Origin of the sequence: Aquimarina sediminis (assembly GCF_002895435.1) — a bacterium.
GTDB classification, from domain to species: Bacteria; Bacteroidota; Bacteroidia; order Flavobacteriales; family Flavobacteriaceae; genus Aquimarina; species Aquimarina sediminis.
The window spans coordinates 72630-98840 of sequence record NZ_POYJ01000009.1 but is presented as its reverse complement, the minus strand read 5'-3'; the positions used below and the strand labels follow the sequence as shown (position 1 = coordinate 98840).

18 protein-coding genes and 1 pseudogene are annotated in these 26211 nt (G+C 34.1%); 15 read left to right on the top strand and 4 right to left on the bottom strand.

What is annotated here, in order from left to right:
• Window positions 1–266: 266 nt before the first annotated feature.
• The 6 genes from C1X07_RS17820 (at window position 267) to C1X07_RS25075 (ending at window position 6169) form a co-directional block, all read left to right on the top strand.
• Window positions 267–1766, top strand: coding sequence for an FAD-binding protein (locus C1X07_RS17820; protein ID WP_103071394.1), 1500 nt, complete (start codon window positions 267–269; stop codon window positions 1764–1766).
• Window positions 1767–1772: 6 nt separating this feature from the next.
• Entirely contained in the window at window positions 1773–2057 is a 285-nt protein-coding gene (locus tag C1X07_RS17815; protein WP_128755316.1) for a hypothetical protein, read from the top strand.
• 54 nt (window positions 2058–2111) lie between these two features.
• Window positions 2112–3443 carry a hypothetical protein gene (locus C1X07_RS17810; protein ID WP_103071392.1) on the top strand — a complete coding sequence of 444 codons (1332 nt, stop codon included), beginning with the start codon at window positions 2112–2114 and terminating at the stop codon, window positions 3441–3443.
• Between the two features lie 20 nt (window positions 3444–3463).
• The gene (locus C1X07_RS17805) at window positions 3464–4897 is read left to right on the top strand and encodes a Dyp-type peroxidase (RefSeq protein WP_103071391.1); all 1434 of its coding nucleotides are present in this window, start codon (window positions 3464–3466) and stop codon (window positions 4895–4897) included.
• 10 nt (window positions 4898–4907) lie between these two features.
• A complete protein-coding gene (locus C1X07_RS17800) occupies window positions 4908–5897 on the top strand; it encodes a catalase family protein (RefSeq protein WP_103071390.1) in 990 nt (329 codons plus the stop codon).
• Between the two features lie 131 nt (window positions 5898–6028).
• On the top strand, window positions 6029–6169 hold the full coding sequence (locus C1X07_RS25075; protein WP_164914193.1) for a hypothetical protein: 141 nt from the start codon (window positions 6029–6031) through the stop codon (window positions 6167–6169).
• Window positions 6170–6255: 86 nt separating this feature from the next.
• On the opposite strand, the gene C1X07_RS17795 is transcribed toward C1X07_RS25075, so the two are convergent.
• The 4 genes from C1X07_RS17795 to C1X07_RS17780 are packed head-to-tail and all read right to left on the bottom strand — an operon-like array spanning window position 6256 to window position 13470.
• A complete protein-coding gene (locus C1X07_RS17795; RefSeq protein ID WP_103071389.1) occupies window positions 6256–7701 on the bottom strand; it encodes an alpha-amylase in 1446 nt (481 codons plus the stop codon).
• A gap of 26 nt (window positions 7702–7727) precedes the next feature.
• Window positions 7728–8843 (bottom strand): SusF/SusE family outer membrane protein, encoded by a 1116-nt coding sequence (locus tag C1X07_RS17790; RefSeq protein ID WP_103071388.1) that lies wholly within the window; start codon window positions 8841–8843, stop codon window positions 7728–7730.
• Window positions 8844–8875: 32 nt separating this feature from the next.
• Window positions 8876–10531 carry a RagB/SusD family nutrient uptake outer membrane protein gene (locus C1X07_RS17785; protein WP_103071387.1) on the bottom strand — a complete coding sequence of 552 codons (1656 nt, stop codon included), beginning with the start codon at window positions 10529–10531 and terminating at the stop codon, window positions 8876–8878.
• 11 nt (window positions 10532–10542) lie between these two features.
• Entirely contained in the window at window positions 10543–13470 is a 2928-nt protein-coding gene (locus tag C1X07_RS17780) for a SusC/RagA family TonB-linked outer membrane protein (protein WP_103071386.1), read from the bottom strand.
• Window positions 13471–13785: 315 nt separating this feature from the next.
• Between C1X07_RS17780 and C1X07_RS17775 the strand changes: the two genes are divergently transcribed.
• From C1X07_RS17775 to C1X07_RS17735, 9 genes and pseudogenes are all read left to right on the top strand, one after another.
• Window positions 13786–14808: a LacI family DNA-binding transcriptional regulator gene (locus tag C1X07_RS17775; protein ID WP_103071385.1), complete on the top strand. Its 1023-nt coding sequence runs from the start codon at window positions 13786–13788 to the stop codon at window positions 14806–14808.
• A 130-nt stretch (window positions 14809–14938) separates the two neighbouring features.
• Window positions 14939–16321: an MFS transporter gene (locus C1X07_RS17770; protein ID WP_103071384.1), complete on the top strand. Its 1383-nt coding sequence runs from the start codon at window positions 14939–14941 to the stop codon at window positions 16319–16321.
• Window positions 16321–16983, top strand: coding sequence for a beta-phosphoglucomutase (gene pgmB, locus C1X07_RS17765; RefSeq protein ID WP_103071383.1), 663 nt, complete (start codon window positions 16321–16323; stop codon window positions 16981–16983). The genes C1X07_RS17770 and pgmB overlap by 1 nt, the downstream gene beginning before the upstream one ends.
• 94 nt (window positions 16984–17077) lie before the next feature.
• Window positions 17078–19384 carry a glycoside hydrolase family 65 protein gene (locus C1X07_RS17760; RefSeq protein WP_103071382.1) on the top strand — a complete coding sequence of 769 codons (2307 nt, stop codon included), beginning with the start codon at window positions 17078–17080 and terminating at the stop codon, window positions 19382–19384.
• Between the two features lie 192 nt (window positions 19385–19576).
• A pseudogene (locus tag C1X07_RS17755) lies at window positions 19577–21430 on the top strand (glycoside hydrolase family 13 protein).
• 29 nt (window positions 21431–21459) lie between these two features.
• The gene (locus tag C1X07_RS17750) at window positions 21460–22845 is read left to right on the top strand and encodes an alpha-amylase family glycosyl hydrolase (RefSeq protein ID WP_103071381.1); all 1386 of its coding nucleotides are present in this window, start codon (window positions 21460–21462) and stop codon (window positions 22843–22845) included.
• 247 nt (window positions 22846–23092) lie between these two features.
• A complete protein-coding gene (gene pfkA, locus C1X07_RS17745) occupies window positions 23093–24079 on the top strand; it encodes a 6-phosphofructokinase (RefSeq protein WP_103071380.1) in 987 nt (328 codons plus the stop codon).
• Between the two features lie 52 nt (window positions 24080–24131).
• A complete protein-coding gene (gene gap, locus C1X07_RS17740; protein WP_103071379.1) occupies window positions 24132–25133 on the top strand; it encodes a type I glyceraldehyde-3-phosphate dehydrogenase in 1002 nt (333 codons plus the stop codon).
• Window positions 25134–25284: 151 nt separating this feature from the next.
• Window positions 25285–26157, top strand: a complete 873-nt coding sequence (locus tag C1X07_RS17735; protein WP_103071378.1) for a BadF/BadG/BcrA/BcrD ATPase family protein — start codon at window positions 25285–25287, stop codon at window positions 26155–26157.
• Window positions 26158–26211: the final 54 nt, after the last annotated feature.

The following is a 26211-nucleotide window of genomic DNA, read 5'->3' as shown; positions in this document are numbered from 1 at the left end:
ATTTCTATGATTTTAGTGGGTAGTATATATAAATTTTCACCTCTTTTTTGCGCATTTTTTTACTAAAACTTTAAGTATCCCTATTGTTTATTTTAGAGTTGTTCATTATTCATTTTTTATCAATACTTTATCTTATTCGCAAAAGACCGGATACCAGGATTGCTCACTTGTTCATGTATTTTTACTATATTTAGTATAATATTCTGAAAATCTATTATATAGTACATTTCTGATGTATTGTCATTTTCTCATCAAAACCAACTTAAATGAGCAGGAAACACACAAAGACATTTATTAGAGGAGAATGGTATAATACAATAAAGAATTATAAGACCAGACCAGAAAGATATCTGTTTCCTAAAGATCACGAAGATATAGCAAGATTTATTGTTGAAGCAGAAAAGAATAAAAAAACAATACGAGCCGTAGGTTCTGGTCATTCTTTTTCTAATGTAGCGATCGTAGAAGATGGAAATTATGTGATCAATACAAAAAAACTAGACAGAGTTAGTCCAGTCGTTAAATGCATATTAAAGGAGGAATATCAAAATGACCCTATGGTATGGGTACAAGCGGGTGTTTCTATCAAAAAACTTAATGAGCAACTAGACACTCTTGGGTTTTCGATCATGAATATGGGAGGGATTGATCATCAAACTATTTCGGGAGCTATATCTACAGGAACTCACGGTACTGGGCTAAATGTCCCTTCTGTACATGGTATGGTAAAAGCGATTCAGTTGGTTACCCTAAGAGGAGAAAAAATCCAGATAGAAACGTGCGAAGGGATTTCTAAAGATGATTTATATATCAATGGCGATTTTACGATAATTAAAGACGATGATTTGTTTAATGCAGCGCTGGTAAGTTTAGGTGCAATGGGAATTATCTATGCTTACATTCTTAGAGCAGAACATGAATACTGGCTCAAGGAAGTAAACACAATAGTTCCATGGTCAGAATTAGAATCGCAATTAAAAGAAGGAACAATACTCAAGCAATACAGAGGGGTGAAGATTATTATAAACCCTTATGCAGATCTTAATAAAGATCACTTGCAAGATCATACTGCGGTTATTAGTACACATAGCATTCTTTATAAACCTCATAAAATAAAGTTTACAGATCAGTTTAGAAATTTGATAAGTTCTATATTTTCTAATTGGAAGTTGATTAGAGCTTTAGGATTTATAACATTACAATATTGTAGTAAGAAGTACCCCGAGAAAATGCCAAATATTATTGAGGTAGCATTAAAAAATCAAAAGGATAGAGGGTATATAAATACAGCACATAAAGTGCTGTATCAAGGAGGTGACTATCTAAAAGAACGTGCCTATGACTGTGAAGTCGCTTTTGATATGAAGGATAATACATATATCGATGTAATCGATGCTTTAATCAAAAATGCTAAAACATTGAAAGAGAAAGGTCATTATCATACTGCTCCATTTGCCATACGCTTTGTAAAGAAATCGAATGCACTTATTAGTGCAGAATATAATAGAGATGTATGCTATATCGATACAGCTATGATTTTGGGGAGTAAAAGTGAAAAAGAAGTTATTTATTCAAGTTTACAATTAATGCTAGAAATGGGGGGAACTCCACATTGGGGGAAAATCAACGACGTATTACGTCAGGATAAGTATGATTTAGAAAAAATATACCCTGGATTAAAGAAATGGAAAGATATAGTAAAGGACTATAATCCTAATGGGACATTTACCAGTACATTAATGAAAGATGTAATTTATAAAACATAATTAGATATGTGCACATTCAGTATAAGTTTTCAATCAGATATTACAACCTTGATGGGGAAAGTCGAAGAAGAAATTGTAAGTAAAGGAGGTACATTCACTGGAAATCAACAAAATGGTCATTTTGCTATAAGAAGACCTGCAAAAATCAAAGCCTCTTATGAGATAGAAAACCAAACTATTACTGTTGTGATAACAAGAAAACCTTTTATAGCGCCATGTAGTGTTATTAGGTCTAAAATGGAAAATTTAATCTTAGCTTTTGATACTACTGAAGAAGACTTAATCGCATGAAATTAATATTGATAACCGGCTATACTAGAGAATAGTTATAAAACCTTTATCATTATGCATACTGTACACAATGGATTAACGATTTCTACCCAGATTAAGTCTGGACAGAGAGAATCTTTAGAACAATTACTCAATGAAATTAATGATTCAAAAGATCGTGAAGGTGCTATTTTCGAGTTTAATAAATTAGCTACAGTACATTTCATTACTTGGATTATTGTAAATGCAGAAGAAACTCCTGAAGGGAAAAAACTACCAGAAAGACTTTTACTAATGACCAGTTATACTGGTTCGAAGAAGGTACATTATGCAGAACTGGTAGAAATAGGAATAACCGCGTTGCATGAAGTATATTCTCATTGTGAAGATTATTCGTATGAAAATTGCCCCACTCGAGACCATATGGTTAGGTTTTTAAAAAGTTTTTCAAAAGCTAACACTTATTATACAGGCTTTCAGTATATCACTCATTTACAAGTGGTGCAGGAGAATCAATTACGGGATGCAATACAATTATACCTCGATAAGCAGCAAGATGATGAAGAGTTTCTATCTCTTGATGTAAGGAATATTAGAATCAAAATACAGGAGTTTGTCAAAAGTAAGCCAGAATTTGACTGGGCAACAAAACCTGTTAAAAAGACTTTTGGCAATTTCTGGAATCTGTATGGAGGTATGGTCATTATGTTATCAGTATTAGGTATTTTGATTCTACTATCAATTGCGCATATATTTATACCTGGTATAATCACATTGGTAGGGTTATGTTTATTGATAAGTTTAATACTATTTATTGCTTTTCTATTAATCGGTTTGAGAATAAATGAAAGTAATCCACATATACCTGTGACACCTGTATCCGATCAAAGAATTCATGAGATAGTTTCAAAAGAAACTTTTCCTGTAAAAAATGAGATGAGCGTTATAACACCTCTCAAAACAGGTAGTATTCGACCAATATTTCTGGCGGTAACCTTATGGCTTGTACAACGTGTCAGAGCATCTTCATATATACCTAGTGTGCATACTGCAAGATGGGTTCAGATAGATAAAGGGAAACGATTTGTCTTTATCGCATATTTTGATAATACATCAGAAGGCTACGCTCATGATTTTGTAGATTCTACAAAAAGAACCCGTAATCTCAACCTTATATTTGGTCATGCCCTTGGTTTTCCTGTAACTCGATTTGCCATTTTGGGTGGAGGAAAAGACCGAAAAGGGTATATCACAGGAGTTAGAGCAAATCAAAAGATTGCGCAAGTATGGTATAGTACCAATCAGACTTTAGGGATTCTCAATATCAAAAACAATAATGAAATACGTAAAGGTCTTTTCGGAAAGCTAAAGGAAGAAGAAATAGAGCAATGGTTATTGAAGTTATAATAATTTAATAATAACATCTTATGGAAATAGAGAAGGAAGATATTCAAGGGCTTATTGCCAGAGGGTATAAAAACCTACCTAGTTCGGCATACCTAATTTTGCAGTTTACATCAAAAAAAAGAGCTTCCCAGTATTTAGAGACAATAACTTCTCATATCAGCAATGCCATTGCTGCACCAGAAATTATAGCTACACATGCAGCTTTTACTTATAAGGGGTTAGAGTTTTTGGGAGTCCATAAGGATACTCTAAGTAGTTTTTCCAGACCGTTTAAGGAGGGAATGACAGAATCGCATAGACAATTTGTACTTGGGGATATAGAATATAATAATCCCAATACATGGAATTGGGGAGGAGCCAATAATCCTACTATACATATGGTATTAATGCTATTTGCTGTAAATGATACTAAACTTCGAGAAGTATATTCTAATCACCAGAATCTTTTTTCAACCCATGATATTCTTGAGATAAAGTACCTGTCAACAACCGTTCTAAAAGATAAAAAAGAACATTTTGGTTTTAGAGATAGTATTTCGCAACCTATCATGAGGGGTTTTGGTAAAAGCAATGAACTACCGAAAGAAGATACGACCCCTACTGGAGAATTTATCCTTGGCTATAAGAATTGGTACGATCAATACCCAGATAGCCCACATGTCAAAAAAGATAATGATATACGAGAAGTACTATCTAATAAAAAGGAAAATCAAAATTTAAAAGATCTAGGACGCAATGGCAGCTATATGGTCTTTAGGCAAATATCTCAAGATGTCCTTGAGTTTTGGAACTACATGAAATCTACTTCTAGCGAACCTAATGTTGATAAAAAGACAGAGAATGCTATACAACTGGCAAGTAAGATGGTTGGAAGATGGCCTAGTGGAGCCCCATTAATTAAGACGCCAGAAAAAGACAATCCCGATTATGCTACAGATAACGATTTTAAGTATTGGAATGAAGATTTTAATGGGCTTAAATGTCCATTAGGATCTCATATACGACGTACAAACCCAAGAGATTGGCTCCTAACCGAAAAAACAGATGTAGAGTCCAAAGAAATGTCTCAAAAACACAGATTATTACGTAGAGGGAGATCCTACGGAGATCCTTTGGTAGATAGTATGGTAACAGAAGATATTGTAAATGCAAATGATGATTCGCAACCAAGGGGGTTACATTTTATATGTTTTGTGGGAGACATTACCCGACAGTTTGAATTTATTCAAAACTCATGGGTTAAGTTTCATAAGTTTGGAGGGCTTTATGATGATTCTGACCCTTTGATCGGCACTCATTATAGTAATTCAGAAATTACTAGTGATACTTTTACGGTACAGTCTAAACCTTTTCGCAGACGATACTGCAACATGCCTGCTTTTACCAAAATAGAAGGAGGAGAGTACTTCTTTTTCCCTGGTATTAAGGCTTTTCAATATATCGCATCTATATAACCACTGCATTATGAGTATAAAAACATTAGAAAAAGAGGATATTCCCAAGGGAGAAGAAAGAGATATCTCAGAGATTATAACAATTATGAGAGATTTTCTTAAGAAAAAGTACCCTCCTGGTGAAACAGTGAGACATTTTCATCCCAAAATGCATGGTTGTTTAAAAGCACAATTTGTTGTAAAAGATACTATTCCCGATGACAAGAAGGTAGGTTTATTTAAAGAAGCAAAGACCTACGATGCATGGATACGGTTTTCTAATGCCCCTCCAACTAAAAAATCTGATAAAAGAGCAACAAGTAGAGGTATGGCTATTAAGGTGCTAGGAGTAGAGGGAGAAGTAATAGAAAAAGATGAGATAGAAGAAAAAACGCAGAATTTTCTAATGACTACCAGCCCAGTACTATCTGTAGGTAATGTTAAAAACTATAAAAAAGCGATTTATGCATTAACCAAAGGACCTTTACGGATGCTTCTGTATGGTATAAATCCTTTTAATTGGAGAGTAATCGCAATAACACTTTTAAGAGCTAAAAAACACACAAATTTATTAAATGTTGAATATTTTACGGGAAGCCCCTTTTTATTCGGAAATAAGGGAGTTGTTAAGTTTTGTGCTCGCCCTCAAAAATTAAGTTCAGATAAGAATCATAAAAAAGGAAGTTCACATTTTTTAAGGGAACGATTGGTTGAAGATCTCAGGTCAAGAGATGCTGTATTTGATTTTTTGGTGCAATTTCAAAATAACCCAAAGACAGAACCAATAGAAAATACTTCTATTGAGTGGAAGTCTACCTTTTATAAAGTAGCAGAAATACATATTCCTATTCAGGTTTTTAATTACCAGTCGAGAATAATTTTTGGTGAAAACCTATTTTTTTCGCCTTGGCAATGCCTAAAAGATCATAAACCATTAGGAGGTATCAATCGAGCAAGAAAAGCAGTATATCAATCCTTATCAGAATATAGAAAAAAAAGAAATGGAGTTAATAAAGAATGAATGATTTTTATTTAATAAATATGATTTAACAATTTGTTTTCTAGGTGATTATGTGTTTTTTAAAAAGTTTGGCACTATGATTGGTTATATAAAAGTAAAAAGAGGGGAAACATTAATAAAAAAAAACTTTTATGAAAACTAAATTACTATTAAAAAGCTCATATATTCCTAAAAGGAAGACAGATAACTTAGAGGATTGGAAACAATATATCGATGCAAAGATGAGAGAAATTAGATATGGTACACACCATAAATTACCTTTTAAAGGTTAATTATAAAATTTAGAGTTAAAAAACAAAGAGTGCCTTTCTGGCACTCTTTGTTGTATATGGCTAGTTTAGTAAAACGTAATGATATTCTATTCTTTGGCTACAGACCATACAGTATAGCTCCCGGCAGGGACATAAATAGTTGTGTTACCTTCTGCATCTGTTGTTGGGGTAGCTCTGGAGTTATCAGTATAATCTACCAAAGTTTTATTTGCCCAGTTAGTTTTTACAGTGCGTTGTTTTGACTGTTTACCAATATTCATATAAAGAATTAGCCCGGGATTATCTCCATCTCCGTTTCTTTTCATAATATATTCATCTTTACTAGCTTCAATTATTTCTATGTCACCAACAGCTAATGTGTTATAGATTTGAATTAAAGTTTTGAGTTGTTCTCTAAAAGCTTCATAATCAAGATAAAAAATGGTAGGATAACCATCATGAGTAAGAATATAAGAATAAGCTAATAGTTTGTTACCATAGCTAATTCTATTCTCAGGATTCTCATCTTTTTCTGTATCGTGATTCGCCGTAAAGGTAACCGCCATTTTTGGGTCTAGTTTTCTCAACATATTATCTGCATCTCCCAATGCAGTAAGATCTTTTGCTCTATCAAGGGTTTCATCTAATCTATAAAAACAAGCAAAATCAAAAGCTGGAGATCCAGATGCATCTACCCAGTCTTTCAATACTTGCTGGTTACCATCAAAATTTTCTCCAACAGAGAACCCTCCAATTTTAGTATTCCATGCTTTTACCCATTTTGGGGCAAAGCTTTTAACATAATCAAAACGCCAGCCGTCAAAACCAAGGGTGTTTTTATAGAATTCTGCAACAGAGTCATCTCTGCCCCATAACCAGTCTTGTACATATTGTTGATCGTGACAAAGATCGGTTTCGGCAAAAAACAAATTATCTTCATCATGATCATGGAGATCATTTGGATGGAAATGCTCATTAGAGCGGTTAAATTTACCAGAAGCATTTCCGTTTACTTCATTAAACAAAGAGTATACTTCTGTACCTCCCCGAAAAGGATTAGCTTGCAGACCTCCTCCTGAGTTATGACCTAAAACAATATCTGCGATAACCTCGATATCATTAGCATGTGCTTTCTGGATTAGATTTTCTAATTCTTGTCTTGATCCAAAACGTGTCTCTATAGTACCATGTTGATCAAACTCACCAACATCAAAGTAATCAGAGGGATCATATCCCATAGAAAAACCTCCGGAAGCACCTTTACCTGGAGCAGGCAACCATATTCTGTTTATTCCTGAAGCTGCATAATCTTCAATTTTGCTCCCTACTACCTCATACCATTCTCCCTTAGGTTCTACATCCCAATAGAAAGCTTGCATAAATACACCAGCATCTTCTTTTTTAAACTGGGAGAGATCCATCTTTAGAGATTGACTGGTAATAATAACCTCACTATTATTTGCATCATCATCTTCAGAACATCCGGTTAATCCAAGTACCAACCCTCCGAGAAGGAGGATGGTTTTGGTTGCTATATTTGTTATTTTTTTCATTTCAACTTTTTAAGTTTAGAAATTATTTAGTTTTGAATGATAAAAACATAACTTTTATCCAAGTCATTAAACCAAACATTATAAGTCCCAGCTGCTACTGGGATATTAGAACCACCATCGGTTCCGTATCCTGTAATAGCCGTATCTGACCCCCAGTTTACTGCCCAATCATTGTTGGTTCTAAACTTAGCTTCGCCATTCTCTAGTACAATCCCATTTATATACCATAAGTGAGGATCAAAAGTAGATTGAGTAAGGTCAGTATCGTTATCCCATCCTCCTGGGGTTGCATCACCAATAATACCTACACCATCAGCGGTATAATCAGTTGCTCCAGTAGCGTCAAATGAATTAATTGTATATGTTAAATCTTGGATGTTAACATCGATTGTATAATACCCATCTGCAGCAACAGAGAATGTATCTGGATCTGATCCAAGGATATCACTGCTAGTTAAACTACCACTACTTAAACCCCATTGTGGTTGCCAGGAACCTAGTATCTCAAGAAATTTAAATGCGTTATCTCCACCGCCTAAAAATTTACCTGTGAATTTAAATACATTTTGATCAGCGGGATTTCGAACCAGTGGTGGGTTGTTGTTATTGTTTTCCCATCCTGCTGCTGTAGCACTTCCTACAAAGAAAAGATCTTTTTGAGGGATTACAGTTGCATATGGGGTAACTGTTAGCGATGTTACATTAGATTTTATTGCATTTCCACCATTTGTTCCTACAGAAGAAATAACACGTAGGTCAATTGCACCCTCATTTTCTGGTTCAATACCTAATCCAATAGCGAGATTGTTAATTTCTCCTATGGTCCAGTTATAAAAACGGTCAGAAGTAGTAGCTATAACAGGGTTTTCTAATGTGGTTTCAAAATTAGTACCGCCCAAACCAGCTTCAATAGTATACGTAATAGGAGTATTTATATTGTATCCTGCATCTTCCCAAACCAATGTAAAGGCTTGTTCTTCTGCCAAATCTTTAATAAGGTTAATAGTAGAGTTAGCTGTTACAATAAGTGGTCCTTCTGATTGTGATTCCTGAATAACAAATGTAGGATCTTCATCTTCTACACAAGCATTGAAGCATATTGCAGCAACAAATGCAAATAGTATTATTGATATTTTTTTCATGACTGTATAAATTAAGTTTTGTAATAGTTGTTTTAGAATCCAGGATTCTGTCCTAATTCAGGATTTGCAGCTCTACTAGACGCCGGAACAGGAAATAATTTAAAATTATCCGAAATAGCAGATCCATTAGGAGTACCGCCTTTATACCTCCAGTTATAGGTTCCTCCAGTATATTTGCCATGCCTAATTAAATCTTGTCTTCTATGACCTTCCCAATACAATTCTCGAGCTCTTTCATCAAGAATAAAATCCAATGTGAGTTCTGCATCTGTTATATTACCAGAGGTGTCACCAAATGCTCTTTCTCTTAGGGCATTTACATACCCAAGAGCTATGTTTCGGTCACCAGTACCACTTTCAAGTTGTGCTTCGGCATACATTAAATATACGTCTGCAAGTCTAAACAATGGGAAATCTGTATCTGCAAATGTTATACTTTGTCCAGGCTCACCTGTTGATGTGATATTAGAATATTTTGAGACCAAATACCCTTTAGAAAAATCTGTGAAATCTGCACCAATCTCAATAGGTCTATCTACTGGGGGATCTGTATTGTCTGGATCAGAACTAATGTCCTGAGTAACCAATGTGTTTCTGTTATCATTTTGAAAAAGAGGATTGGTAACAAATAGTTCCGAGAATTGTTTTCTTGCTCGGTATAAAGTAGTAAAACCCTGAACTCCTAAAGAAGCAGGAGTTGGTTTAAATCCATCAGCATTTTGTTGTCCTTGGATGATTAGAGAGGCGCCTCCAAAGTTTCTTACATTGGCACCATCTCCAACAATGGGAAATATAATTTCATTTTGAGCGCCATTGGTATCATTATCTGCAATAAAATTGTATTTATAATTTGGTGTTAAAGAATAGCCACTATTAATAATTTCTTGGCAAACGTTTAAACAATCTGCAAAACGACTATTACCGTTTCCTAAATACACTTCAGCATTTAAATAGATTTTTGCTAATATCATTTTTGCTACACCCTTATTAGCGCGGGCATAATTCTGGCTTGTGTTAACATCCAAAAGGTCATTTTCTACAGCAAGTAATTCTCCTTCTATATAGTCAAACAATTCCTGACCTTTAATCTCAGGTATTCTCGCAAATCCTACCAAGTCATTCTCGGTAGCAAAAGGGGCACGACCATATAAATCTAAAAGGTGATAATAGGATAACGCTCTTAGTACTCGTGCTTCTGCTCTAAAGGTTTTAATTTCTGTTCTAAGATTACCAGAAACGCCTCTTTGATCCAATTTGGCATCGGTAGTTTGACGTAAAAATTCGTTAGCCAAAGAAATTTCAAAAGTAGCTCTTGCCCAAAAACCAAGAATGATAACATTATTGGCATCCCAAGTATTTCTTTGTATTTCACGGATACCAGGGTCATTCTCATAAGACCATATTACTTCATCTGTGGTCACATCTTGCATGGTGAATAAACCTCTTATATATTGGCTTGTTCCTGCGTCAATACCTGCAAGGTTAGATTGATCAGGTCCATCTAATCCAACTAATGATAGGTTGGCATATACCCCGCCCAAAGCTTTAAGATAGTCCTCTCGGGTATTAAATACATCACTGGCGAGTAAATCATCATCATCTTCTAATTCGATATCCAAATCTCCTTCACAAGAAGAGAAGATACCTATTGATAGAAATGCGTATAAAAAAAACTTATATAATTTCATTTCCTAATTTTTTAATATTTATAATTTAACCCTAGTAGGAGTGTTCGTCCTCTTGGAAAAATGGTGTTATCGACTCCATTATTTTGAATTTCAGGATCTAAACCAGAATAATCTGTGATTATAAATGCATTCTGCAGACCTGCCCAGAACCGAAGACTAGAGATCCCTTTCATAAGATTTCGCATTGTATATCCTACTGTGATATTATCCATTCTTAAGAATGATCCATCTTCTATATAATAGTCAGAAAGAATAACATCAGGAGTACTTTGAAAATTGGTATCAGATATCGATGTTGGTGTATTATTAAATACTGTTCTAAACACGTTCCCTAGTTGTGCATTTGAAGAAGCAACATTATTATAGATTTCGTTACCAATATTCGCTCTCATGCTAAAACTAAAATCAAAATTTTTGTAATTCATACTGGATTGAAGTCCCATGATTAGATCAGGAGCTCCTTTCCCAGAAATATACCTGTCATTGTTGTTAATAACTCCATCTTGGTTTAGATCGGCATAGGCTCCTTCAATCGGCTTACCATTAGTGTCATAGATTTGTGCATATGTAAAGAAAGAAAAAGGTGCTTCGCCTTGTCTTTGTATCTGAATAGTATTTCCCGTACCGCCACCAATACCAGTAGTCAAAATATCCTGACCAAAAGCCAAACTCTCTATTTCACGATCAATGAATGTAGTGTTATAACTTAAGTTCCAGTTAAAATCACTTTTTCTAATGACATCAGCACTAATAGAAAACTCTATACCTTCTGTTATAAATTTACCAATGTTTTGGAAACCTTGGTTAGAGAAGTTCGCTGCATCAGGGATTGGAGCCTGAGAAAGTAAATCGTCTGATTCTTTTCTGAAGATATCTATTGCGCCAGTAATTCGATCATTCCAGAAACCATAATCCAAACCAATGTTATACTCGGTTATCTTTTCCCATTCTATATCTTCATTTCTAAATTGAGGTTGTACAATATTGATAACCTCTCCATCAAGAATATACTGGGTAAGAGGGCTACTTCTTCTATATCTCTGTAAATATGCATACGCTTGATCGATATCTTGTTGACCGGTAATACCATATCCTAATCTTAATCTAAGATTACTTACAGTAGAAGAGTTTCTAAGAAAGTTCTCCTCACTAATTTGCCATCCAAAAGAGGCCGAGGGAAAATACCCCCATCTATTGTCTTCACCAAATCTAGAAGTTCCATCTCTACGGATAGACGCTGTTAAAAAGTATTTATCATTAAATTTTAAATTGGTTCTTAAAAAATAAGCCAATAGTACTTCATCAGGGTCAATGGTTCTTTCAGGAAAATTAATAGGGTCGCGTTGATCGCCAGTTTCGAATTTATCTAATTCAAATTTTTGGTATGAATATCCACCTGTAGCTTCGAGATCTAATCGACCTAAAGTCTTATTGTAGGTAAGGTAAGCATCTAAAAGTCTATTTTTGATTAGTAGGTCAGTATCTGATTTGAAACCTAAAAACTCTCCTTGAGTAGCATTAAAACCAGTTGCACTTTCGGTAGATCGTTCTTGAAATCTATCTGTTTCACTATCGTCAAGACCTAAGTTTAATACAGCGCGTAGATCAGGAAAGAAATGTAATTGATAGTCTAATTTTACATTACCAAAATATCTTCTTACGTTAGCGATTTCTCGGGTTTGTAAAAGCTGTGCAACTGGGTTTCTTTGTACATTACTAGAGGCAAACCCAGTACTAGAATCTCTATATTCAAAAAATCCGCCATAAGGAGAACTTGAATCAAAAACAGGTTGTGTAGGATCAAATGTAATTGCGGCACCTTCTACTCCAGGAGCAAATCTGTTTTTTTCAAAATTCAGATTGGCATTTATATCAATTTTTAAGTGACTATCAAATAGTCTTGGGTTTAGGGATAAAGAAGAGGTGGTTCTTTCAAATCGGGATGTTTTTCTAATTCCTTCCTGATCAGATCTCCCAATTGCAAGTCTGGCAGGTAGATCTTCTATAAGAGACCCTCTTATCGATAAATTATGATCACTAGAAAAGGCTGTTCTGTATATTTCATCTTGCCAATCTGTATTAGCAGTCCCTAGATCAGCAACACGATCAGGAAAATTATCAGCGATAAATGCTCTATACGTATCAGCAGAAAAAACATCTACAGTTTTATTCACACTAGTTGCACTAGTTTTAGAATCTAAGTTAATTTGTAAGTTTCTTTTCCCTTTTTTTGTAGTGATAATGATTACTCCATTTGCTCCACGGTTTCCATAAATCGCGGCTGCAGAAGCATCTTTTAGAATAGAAAAAGATTCAATATCATTAGGGTTTATAGAAGATAAAATAGATCTAGAACCATTAGCTAGGTCACCTGGGTCATTTAGAGGTAAGCCATCGATTACAATTAGAGGGTCATTTGAAGCGTTTAGTGATGCTCCACCTCTTATCCTAATTTCAGAATTGGCTGCAGGTCCTCCATTAGTATTAATAGATACACCAGCAACTCTACCATTAAACAGGTTCTCTGGGGTGATATTATTACCTGTATTAAAACTCTCTGAAGTTACCAGAGCAACTGCCCCTGTAAGATCTTTCTTTTTTGTTGTACCATAACCAATGAGTACCACTTGGTCTAGTTCTGCAGCATCTTCCTCAAATAGGATATCTACAGTGGCTTGACCACTGTATGTTATTTCCTGAGAAACAAACCCAACATAAGAGTATACAATTATATCTCCATTGTTAACATTGTTTAAAGAGTAGTTACCGTCAAAATCAGAAGTTGTTCCATTTGTAGATTCTTTTACAATGATATTTACACCAGGAATGGGTTGACCACTTCCAGCATCGGTAACTGTTCCATTTATGGTTGATTGAGCAAAAAAACTCATTGGTATCAACCAAAATAAAAACAATGTGCTTTTGGTAAATGTTTTCATAAAATTAAATTAGTTTTTGATTGTTTTACGTCTTATATTTTCACTTTCTGCAACCAAAGTATGTAAATTCTGTGTTAATTTTTCCCTAAGTTGTAGCTGCAACCTTACGAAAACGTTTGCGTGTGGAAAACTTTTAAAATTCTATTAAAGATTTAAGTATAATTCTAGCCATATGGCATTTTTTCATGCTTAAATTTGACTTTTATTTAAAAGAAGAAATGGGAGAAACATCATATATTTTATTGATTTTGTTTAATTCAAGGTACTTTTACAGTAAATCTAATGGTGTAGAACAATAATTTATAAGGAAAACATATGAAGCAAAAAGTTACATTAAAACATATAGCAAAAGAACTCGATGTTTCTATCTCTACAGTGTCAAAAGCACTTAAAAATAGTGCAGAGATAAGTTTGGATACGAGGCAAAAGGTAAAAGCATTTGCTAAATTGTATAACTATAAACCTAATAATATTGCTCTGAGTCTAAAGAATAGAAAAACAAAGACAATAGGTATCATTATACCGGAGATTGTTCATCATTTTTTTACTACTGTAATTGGAGGAGTGGAAAAAGTAGCTAATGAAGAAGGTTATAATGTGATCATATGTTCTTCAAATAACTCGTTTGATAAAGAGGTTATTAATCTAGAGATGTTAGCCAGTGGAAGTGCTGATGGATTTATACTATCTGTAGCCAAAGAGACGCAGCTAAAAAAGGATTATCACCATATCGAAGAAACAATGAGTCAGGGAATGCCGGTGGTACTTTTTGATAGGATTATTGATGAGTTAGTATGTGATAAAGTGATTATTGATGATGCCAAAGGAGCCCAAACCGCAACAAATCACTTACTTTCTATAGGTTGTAAAAAAATTGCAATTCTTACAACTGTAGATTATATTAGTGTAGGTAAGTTAAGAACTAGTGGATATTTAAAAGCATTAAGAGCTTATGATATTCTTGAAAATGAAGAGCTTATTCTTAAGATAGAGGATGTAGAAAACTGTGAGGTAGAAATTTCAAACTTCTTAAAAGATAAAGATATTGATGCCATATTTGCGGTGAATGAATTATTTGCAGTTACGGCGGCTAAAGTGTTGAATGAGCAAGGTAAAAATGTTCCTGATGATGTTTCTATAATTGGTTTTACAGACGGAATTCTTTCTAAACATTTTATCCCAAGTCTTACCACAATTAGCCAACATGGAGAAGATATGGGGGTACGAGCTGCAAGACTCCTAATTGATAAATTAGAAGCAGATGATACTACAGTAGAAGAATATAGAACGGTTATCATAGATACAAGTCTTATTCAAAGAAAGTCTACAAAAAAATAAATAGAGATATCTTATAATTAAAAAATTATAATATCTTTGGCTCAAGTCAAAACTTATATTTTCACTTTCTACTTAAATAAGTTTTGATAAGTAGTTTCGCTTATCATAGTAATAATTAAACATTTACTTGATGAACAAGCGTAAATTAAGTTTCTGGGAAATTTGGAACATGAGTTTCGGTTTTCTGGGGATTCAGTTCGGTTTTGCTTTGCAAGGCGGATTTATGTCCAGAATTTTTCAAACCCTAGGCGCAGAAAAGGATGCAATACCCCTGTTGTGGATCGCAGCTCCTTTGACAGGTCTTTTGGTTCAACCAATAATTGGATATTTAAGTGATCGTACTTGGAGTCCTAGATGGGGTAGAAGAAGACCCTATTTTCTGATTGGAGCAGTATTGAGCTCTATTGCTTTATTTCTGGTTCCTCACTCCCCTGTATTATGGGTAGCAGCAGGGTTTTTATGGATTCTGGATGCTTCTATTAATATTTCTATGGAGCCGTTTCGAGCTTTGGTTGCTGATAAACTACCAGAATCTCAGCGATCTTATGGTTTTGTTACCCAAACACTCATTATTGGTATAGGTACATGGGTGGCGAGTAATTTACCTTGGATGGTTTCTCAACTAGGAGTTAGTGATGCTGCCCCAACTGGTGTTATTCCGATGTCTGTAAAAGTAGCCTTTGCTATTGGAGCTTTTGTCTTCCTTATAAGTATTCTTTATACCGTATTTACGACTTCAGAATACCCTCCAGAAGATATAGAAGAGTTTGAAAGAGAAAAGAAAAAGAAGAATCAATTTATACCAGATATTATAAACAATATCGGTAAAATGCCACTTACGATGAAAAAACTGGGGCTGATTCAATTTTTTAGCTGGTTTGCTTTTTTTACAATGTGGAGCCTTGCAAATCCTGCATTAACAGAACATGTATTTAAAACCCCCGTGCCAGTTGAATCAACTTTTGATATGGAGGTTTCTGAATCTGCCAAAGCTTTTGAAGTTGCAAATACAGCATTCCAGAAATCATCTAATGATGTGGGTAGATACATGGGAACATATGGATTGTCTTCTATGGCTTTTGCCTTAATATTGACATTCTATACTTCGAGAAAAAGGATTAATAGAAAACTGGTTCATATGGGATCGCTGATCTTAGGAGGAATTGGTTTTATATCTATGTATTTTATTCCTTCTCCCCAATGGTTAACCCTTTCTTTTTCTTTAGTAGGTTTTGCCTGGGGGAGTATATTATCTATGCCTTATGCCATGTTATCTAGTTCTGTAGATCCTAAAAAAATGGGAGTTATCATGGGGATATTTAATATGTTTATTGTTATCCCCCAAATTATAGCAGCCCTGGGAGGAGTTAATTTTGCTTATAAACTTATAGGAAACGAAACCATTAATGCGATGATAGTTGCAGGAATAAGTTTAATCATCGCTGGATTTTGCAATTTATTGATCACTAATAAAGATGCAATAACATATAACCCAAAACAAACGGTACAGTAATGAAGAAAGCATTTATATTTGACCTGGATGGGGTTATTGTTGATACAGCAAAGTATCATTTTATGGCATGGCAGAACCTTGCTAATAGTTTAGGAATTTCTTTTTCTAAAGAACAGAATGAACAACTTAAGGGAGTAAGTAGAGTCCAATCTCTAGAAAAAATTCTAGACTGGGGAAACAAAACCATATCAGAAGAAGAGTTTACTAGGTTATTGTCAGAAAAAAATGAGGAGTATCTTAAATATATCTCAAAAATGGATACCACCGAGATTCTACCTGATGTACCAAGAATTTTGGATTATTTGATTTCAAAAAGACAAAGAATTGCTCTGGGATCTGCAAGTAAAAATGCCAGAGCAATTTTAGAAAAAGTAGAACTCTACACTAAATTTCATACAATAGTAGATGGAACCAATGTCTCTAAAGCAAAACCTGATCCCGAAGTATTTCTTATAGGAGCTAAAGAGCTAGAAGCATCTCCCGAAAATTGTATAGTATTTGAGGATTCGGTTGCCGGAATTCAGGCAGCAAATACAGCCAATATGATTAGTATAGGTATTGGTGATAAAGAAGTATTGCATGAAGCGGATTATATCTTTAAGAATTTTACAGAAATAACAGAAGAATTTATAAATCAATTGGTTAAGACCGAAAAAGCTTAGTTGTAGGATAAAACCATAGCATTTAGATTATGAGTACCCCAAAAAGGTAGGTGGTACATCCTATCTAACAACTAAAAATGAATAAAAAGAACAGATGAATCAAGATTATATAAAACCAGATAATTGGTCAATAATTGAAGAAGGGTTTGACCCAGAAAGAGTGAAATCCTCAGAAAGCCTATTTAGTATTGGTAATGGAGCAATGGGACAGCGTGCTAATTTTGAAGAAACATACTCAGGACCTACTTTTCAAGGAAGTTACATTGCAGGAGTGTATTATCCGGATAAAACCAGAGTAGGGTGGTGGAAAAACGGGTATCCAGAATATTTTGCAAAAGTTCTTAATGCGCCAAATTGGATTGGTATTAATGTAGAGGTTAATGGAGAGAGATTGGACCTTAATCTATGTAAGGCTGTAACCCATTTTCGTAGAGAGTTAAATATGAAAGAAGGTTGGTACCAACGTACATTTACGGCTGTTTTACAAAACGGAATAGAAATATCAGTAAAATCTACACGTTTTTTAAGCTTAGATATAGATGAGGTAGGTGCTATTAAATATGAAGTGACTCCAATTAATCAAGATGCAACAATCGTATTTATACCCTATTTAGATTCTGGTATCACAAACGAAGATACCAATTGGGATGATAAATTTTGGGATACGTACAATCTTTCACATGATGGAAATTCTGCACATGTTTTATCTAAAACAATGAAAACTGATTTTCATGTGTGTACCGGTATGCTAAATCAAATTTTTATTAATGGAAAGCTGAAGAATAGTATTCCCAAGGTAGCAATGTATGGTACCTATGTAGATTTAAAATATGCTGTTCAAACTACAAAAGAAAGTACAGCTAGTATTGTAAAATATGGTGGGTATACAGTATCTCTTAATCATAAAGAAGAGGATTTAGCACAAGCTAGTACAGCGGTACTTTCGCAAGCTTTGGAATCAGGGTTTGATGAATTGTTAAATCTACAAAAGAAAGCATGGTCAAAAATCTGGGAAATGGCTGATATTACTATTGAAGGAGATGTAAAGGCGCAGCAAGGTATCCGTTTTAATATTTTTCAATTGAATCAGACGTATCTAGGAAAAGATGCCAGATTAAACATTGGACCTAAAGGATTTACCGGAGAGAAATATGGTGGAAGTACATATTGGGATACAGAAGCATACTGTATACCATTTTATATGGCAACAAAAGATCAACTTGTGGCTAGAAATCTGTTAACGTACAGATATAACCATTTGGAGAAAGCAATTGAGAATGCCAAAAAACTTGGTTTTGTTAACGGAGCAGCTTTATACCCAATGGTAACCATGAATGGAGAAGAATGTCATAACGAATGGGAGATTACTTTTGAAGAAATACATCGTAATGGAGCAATGACATTTGCAATCTATAACTATGTTAGATATACTGGTGATTACAATTATATTGTAGAAAAAGGATTAGAAGTGATGATTGCGATAGCCCGTTTCTGGTATCAGAGAGCTACTTTTTCTACAGATAAAAATAAATATGTAATACTGGGAGTTACCGGACCCAATGAGTATGAAAATAATGTAAACAATAATTGGTATACTAATTATTTGGCAAAATGGTGTATTGAGTATTGTATAGAAAATATAAATAACATAAAATCAGAATACTTAAGTGATTATAATAGAATTATTAAAAAAACCAATTTAAGCAAAGAAGAAATTGATGCTATGTTAGAAGTAGCTGACAAAATGTATTTTCCATATTCAGAAAAACATGAGGTTTACTTACAACAAGACGGATTTTTGGATAAAGAATTGAATACAGTAGATCATCTTAATAATTCGCAACGCCCTATTAATCAAAAATGGAGTTGGGATCGAATACTACGTTCCCCATATATAAAACAGGCAGATATACTACAGGGGTTTTATATGTTTGAAGATAGGTTTACTAAAGAAGAACTAGCGCGTCATTTTGATTTTTATGAACCATTTACAGTACATGAATCTTCGCTTTCCCCTTGTGTCCATAGTATACAGGCTGCCGCTTTGGATAGAATGGATCAAGCGTATACCTTTTACTTGAGAACTTCGAGGTTAGATCTTGATGATTATAACAAAGAGGTCGAAGAAGGACTCCATATCACTAGTATGGCAGGTACCTGGATGAGTATTGTCGAAGGTTTTGGAGGTCTTAGAATAAAGAATGATACACTTTCTTTTACTCCCAAAATCCCTAAGGAATGGAGTGGGTATACTTTTAACGTTAATTTTAGAAATCAAATTCTTAACGTTAAGGTTTCTAAACAAGGCATCTCATTTAGTTTAGAAGGAAGCAAAGAATTGTTAATTTATGTAAATGATAAAAAGTTAACAATTTTTCCTAATTGTTTGATCACTGTGTGATTGATTACAGTGAAAGTAATACGTATAAACAAGTTTTGTCCCTAACCTTTTCTAAAGAGCAGAGTCGAGATATTTTAAAATGGAGAATTCTGTTTATCGACTCTGCCTATAGAAACTTCAATGTTTTTTGTTAGACGGATTGTTTTCAAAAGATATTTTTTACACATTTTTTCCAAATACAAAATACATAAAATGAGAAATAAACTAATTGTTCTTTTTTGTTGTTTAGTAGCTTTAATACAAGCTCAGGTAGAAAAAATAGAACCTCCATTTTGGTGGAGCAATATGCAAAATCCAGAACTTCAAATACTATGCTATGGAAAAAATATAGCTAAATACAATGTTGAGATTGATGGTGTAGTTATTAAAGATGTAGTAAAAACAGAAAACCCAAACTATCTATTTATAACTATAGATACCAAAGGAATTGAAACAAGTGCAGTTTCGATAGATTTCAAAGAAAATAATAATGTAGTGTTCTCACACCCTTATCAGTTTATCGAAAGAAAAGATAAATCTGCAGAAAGAAAAGGTTTTGACAGCAGTGATGTAATGTATTTAATTATGCCTGATCGATTTGCTAATGGAGATCCTGATAACGACTCTCATAAGGATACTGTAGAGAAAGTAGACCGCTCTAACCCAGGAGGACGCCATGGAGGAGATATACAAGGGATCATAAATCAGCTTGATTACCTAAATGACTTGGGGGTTACAGCATTATGGAGTACACCTCTACTCGAGGATGATGAACCAGTATATTCATATCATACTTATGCCCAAAGTGATTTGTATAAAATAGATCCAAGATATGGAACCAATCAAGATTATAAGCGTTTGGCTTCTGAGATGCACAAACTAGACATGAAACTAATTATGGATTATGTGACGAATCATTGGGGCTCAAAACACTGGATGATTAAAGATTTGCCAACCAAAGATTGGATACATCAGTGGCCAGAAGGCTTCAGGCGTAGTAACTATCGTATGACTACTCAGTTTGATAACAACGCATCTCAAATAGATAGTGAAGGGTGTATGAATGGATGGTTTGATACGACTATGCCAGATATGAATCAAAGCAACCCATTAATGCTTACATATATTACTCAAAATGCAATTTGGTGGATAGAATATGCAGATTTGGATGGACTTAGAGTAGATACCTATTCTTATAATGATAAAAAAGGGATTGCCAAATGGACCAAAGCTATAATGGATGAGTATCCTTATTTTAATATTGTAGGAGAAGTTTGGATGCACGACCAGGCACAGATATCCTATTGGCAAAAGGATAGTAAAATTGGTGCCATCGATAATTATAACTCATATTTACCTTCGGTAATGGACTTTACATTACATGATGCAATTACTGTGCTATTTAATGAAGATGAAAATTCTTGGGATAAAGGGATGATTAGAGCATATAATAATTTTGCAAATGACTTTTTGTATCCGGATATCAACAATATTCTATTGTTTTTGGGGAATCATGATACAAATAGAATTAATGAGATCTACCAGGGAGATATTAATAAGTATAAAATGGCAATGACATTATTGCTAACCACTCGTGGTATTCCTCAAATATATTACGGAGATGAGATTGGTATTTTCGGTAATAAAGATGAAAAAGGAGATGGTGATATCCGTAAAGATTTTCCTGGTGGATGACTCGGAGATACGCAAAATGCCTTTTTGCCGTCAAATACCAAAAATGGAAGAACCAAGGATCAGGAAGCTTTTTACTCTTTTACAAAAAAAGTGGTACAATGGAGAAAGAATACCACAGTAGTACATAAAGGAGAATTAATGCAATTTATTCCTTTTAACAATGTCTATGTATACTTTAGGTATACTAATGAAAAAATTATAATGGTAATCATCAATAATAATACTGAAAATCAAAAAATAGATGTTGCCAGATTTAAAGAAGGTATAAAAGATTTCAAAGTTGGAACGGATATTATTACCGATACTAACGTAGATATAACAGAAGACTTTGTAATACCAACAAAGACCTCTATGATACTCGAATTAAAATAAAGAAATAACCACGTATAAATTTATAATAAATGAAAAATATAGTTTTAGGTCTATTTGTAATTGGATTTCTATTTTCTTGCAAAAAGTCAAAAGAAGAAACTGCTACCGACACAGAAAATCTAATAGTAGAAGAAGTAATAGAGAAACTCCCACCGGTTACTGATGCTATCATGGAAAACGCAGTGATTTATGAAGCTAATATTCGACAGTATTCTCAAGAAGGTACTTTTAGTGCATTCACCAAAGATATTCCTGTTCTTAAAGAGTTAGGAGTGAAGATATTATGGGTAATGCCAATATATCCTATTTCTACAACCAAAAGTAAAGGGTCTTTGGGGAGTTATTATGCAATATCTGATTATACCAAGGTAAATCCAGAATTTGGTACAATTGAAGACTTTAGAGCATTAGTAAAAACAGCTCATGATAATGGAATTTATGTAATCTTGGATTGGGTAGCCAATCACACCGGTTGGGATCATGTTTGGCTAAAAGAGCATCCAGAATATTATACCAAAGATAAAGATGGTAAGATAACACATACAGTAGATACCGATTGGACAGATGTTGCAGATCTTGATTATGATAATATGCAGATGCGTGAGCAGATGAAAAACGATATGATATACTGGCTAAAAGAAGAAGGAATAGATGGGTTTCGTTGTGATGTAGCAGGAATGGTACCTATTGATTTTTGGAATAAAACAGTAGCAGAGCTAAAGAAGATCAAACCTGTATTTATGTTGGCAGAAGGATGGGAATCTGAGTTACTAGAAAAAGCTTTTGATATGGGGTATGGATGGGATACCCATCATAAGATGAATGATATTGCCCAAGGAAAAGCTAATGTAATCGAATGGGATAAAAGAATGACTCAGATTGATACCATGTATGCAAAAGATGATATCTTAATGAATTTTACATCAAATCATGATGAAAATTCTTGGAATGGAACTGTACAAGAAAGAATGGGAGAAGCAAAAGAGATGCTGGCTGCTCTTTCTTATCTTACTCCTGGAATGCCATTAATTTATTCAGGTCAGGAATATGATATGAATAAGCGTTTATTGTTTTTTGAAAAAGATACTATCCATAAGGAGAAGGGTAAGTTTTTTCCTTTGTATAAAAAATTGGGTGTACTCAAAAATACCAACCCTGCTATGCATGGAGGTAAAAATGCCGCTTCTTATACCCGTATCAAAACTTCAGATGATAGTAAAGTATTGGCATTTGCCAGAGAGAAAGAAGGGAATAAAATAGTTTTTATAGCAAATATGTCAAAAGAGAAGGTAAAGTATACTTTGGAATATGAAGGAAAGTTTACTGATTATCTTTCTAAAGAAGCTGTAGAAGTAAAACCAAAAAATGAATATGAGCTTAAGGCGTGGCAATACCGAATACTTATTTCAGAATAATCTAAAATGGAGTTAAGGATATAAACGTATAAAAACGGCTTGCTTAGGCAGGTCGTTTTTATATGAATACAATTTAAACTCATAATCTTCTAATAACCATTGTAATATTGTTTTTTATTAAAACAATCTGTAATAATATGTTAAAATCATGCTTTTTTTGTCAGTAAAAGCTGAATTTATTAACCGAAAACGTTTTAGTTTTTTAGCAAATTAGGTTATTACTATCAATAACGATAGATTTGACTCAATGACAAAAAAAGTTGAAAATATAGCTGTGCTAACTTCTGGAGGTGATGCCCCTGGAATGAATGCTGCCATTAGAGCAGTTGTTCGGGCATGTAGCTATTATAAGGTAAATTGTTTTGGTGTATATAAAGGGTATGAAGGTCTTATCCATAATGAGATTGAGCCTTTAAATGCACGTTCTGTACGTAACATTATAAATAAAGGAGGAACCTTTCTAAAGTCAGCTCGTTCAAAAGAATTTAGGACCATAGAAGGGAGACAAAAAGCTCACGAAAATCTTGTAAAGAATAACATTGATGCACTAGTAGTAATAGGAGGAGATGGAAGTTTTACAGGTGCTCTAAAACTATCAGAAGAATTTGATTTTCCAGTAGTAGGTATACCAGGAACGATCGATAATGATATTAACGGTACAGATTATACTATTGGTTATGATACAGCATTAAATACGGTAGTAGAAGCAATAGATAAAATTAGAGATACCGCAAGTTCTCATAATCGACTGTTTTTGATAGAAGTAATGGGGCGTGATGCAGGTGATATAGCATTAAATGCAGGAATAGGAGCAGGAGCAGAAGAAATTTTGATCCCAGAAGAAGATATGGGAGTAGAGCGACTTTTGGACTCTCTTAAAAAAAGTAAGAAAACTGGGAAAACATCAAGTATAATAGTAGTAGCAGAAGGAGATAAATCAGGTAAGAATATCTTTGAGCTTGGCGAATATGTCGAAGAAAATCTTGATGGTTACGAAGTAAGAGTATCAGTATTAGGACATATACAACGTGGTGGTCCACCAAGTTGTTACGATAGAGTACTAGCAAGCAAACTTGGTGTAGGTGCTGTAGAAACATTACTGGAAGGTAAAAGAGAAGTGATGATAGGAATTGTCCATAAGGTTGTTACTATTGTTCCTCTAACAACGGCATTGGATAAAAGATCCCATAAGCATGATGGATTAATAAAAGTAGCCGATATCACTTCGGTGTAATTTTATAAAAAAGATAACCACATTATAATTAAAAACAACTAAAAAATTAAATATGAGTACGTTAAAAATTGGAATTAACGGTTTTGGAAGAATAGGGAGAATAGCTTTTAGAATTGCTTCAGAACGTGATAATGTAGAGATTGTAGCAATTAATGATTTATTAGATGTAGAGCATTTAGCTTATTTATTAGAATATGATTCTGTACACGGAAAATTTGACGGTACAATTGAAGTTAAAAATGGAAACCTTGTAGTAAACGGAAAAGAAATTCGAGTAACCGCCGAACGCAATCCGGAAGATCTAAAATGGGATGCCGCCAATGTAGAAGTTGTGATGGATTGTACAGGTATTTTTACAACTCTTGATACTGCAGATGCTCACCTGAAAGCGGGAGCTAAGAAAGTAGTTATTTCTGCACCTTCAAAAGATGCTCCAATGTTTGTAATGGGAGTAAACCATAATGATGTTAAAGCTTCAGATACTATTGTTTCTAATGCTTCTTGTACTACAAATTGTTTGGCACCATTAGCAAAAGTTATTGATGATAACTTTGGTATAGAAGAAGGATTAATGACAACTGTACATGCAGGAACCGCAACACAAGCTGTAGTGGATTCTCCATCAAGAAAAAATTATAGATTAGGTCGTAGTGCTTTGAATAATATTATTCCTTCTACCACTGGTGCTGCTGTAGCCGTTACTAAAGTAATTCCTTCTTTACAAGGTAAATTAACAGGTATGGCTTTTAGAGTGCCTACGGCAGATGTTTCTGTGGTAGATCTTACAGTAAAGACAAAAAAATCGGTTTCTTATGAAGATCTTAAAGCAGTAGTTAAAAAAGCTTCTGAGAACGAATTAAAAGGAATTCTTGGATATACAGAAGAAGCTGTTGTCTCTCAGGATTTTGTAGGAGAATCTCAGACATCCGTGTTTGATGCTAATGCTGGAATAGCACTTAACGAAAATTTCTTCAAGTTAGTATCGTGGTATGATAACGAGTTCGGGTATTCTACCAAATTAGTTGACTTATCAACTCACGTAGGTAATTTATAAAAAAAACATGAAGTAATTCCGAGTTTGTCAAGGTATTTAGTACCCATGAAAATGAAAGTTATAAAGCTTTGACAAACTCTGTTATACAGACTAAAATGTACCTTTTTAGTACTATTTATTCTTTTTGCTAACCACATAACAAATTTTCAAAATGATTTTATTAGCTGATGGTGGTTCTACCAAATGTGATTGGATTCTTCTGGATGATGAAGGAGAAATCGTTTTTAAAACTCGTACAGAGGGATTAAACCCAGCGGTATTCGGGAAACCTCTGCTTGAAGAAAGAGTTAGAAAGAATGAAGAGCTTTCTTCGTATCGAGATAAAGTTGATATCGTTAATTTCTATGGAGCCGGATGTGGCACTATAAAGCCAGCAGAAATGTTGAAAAAAGTCTTTGAAGACTTTTTTACTAATGCCGCCGAGATTGTCGTTAAAGAAGATATGGTCGCGGCCGTTTATGCGGCCACAACAGAACCGGGTATCGTTTGTATTTTAGGTACAGGTTCTAATAGTTGCTATTTTGATGGAGATAATATTCATATGTCTGTTGATTCGTTAGGATATATTTTAATGGATGAGGCAAGTGGGAATCACTTCGGAAAAAGATTGATACGCGATTATTATTACAAAAGAATGCCACCTGAAGTTGCATCAGAATTTGAAAAACAATTCGACCTTTCGTCAGATGCGATCAAGGAAAACCTCTATAAAAGAGAAAATCCTAATACGTATCTTGCTTCTTTTGCAGAGTTTATATTTACCAGTGAGCGTAATGGTTATTTTTACAAAATAATTACTGAGGGTATTCAGGAATTTATAGAAACAAGAGTATTATGTTTTCCAGAATCACAAAATGTGCCTATACACTTTATTGGATCGATAGCCCATTTTAGCGAGGATATTATTAGAGCAGCTGTTTGGCCATATCACCTTACTGTAGGTAATATAGTAAGAAGACCAATAGATGGGATTATTGATTATTATCGTACTGAAGTAATAAAAAAAAAAACTGATAAGGTCTGAACTTATTCTTAGTTAGAGTATATAATTTTAAAACGATTTGGCTACTTTTTATTG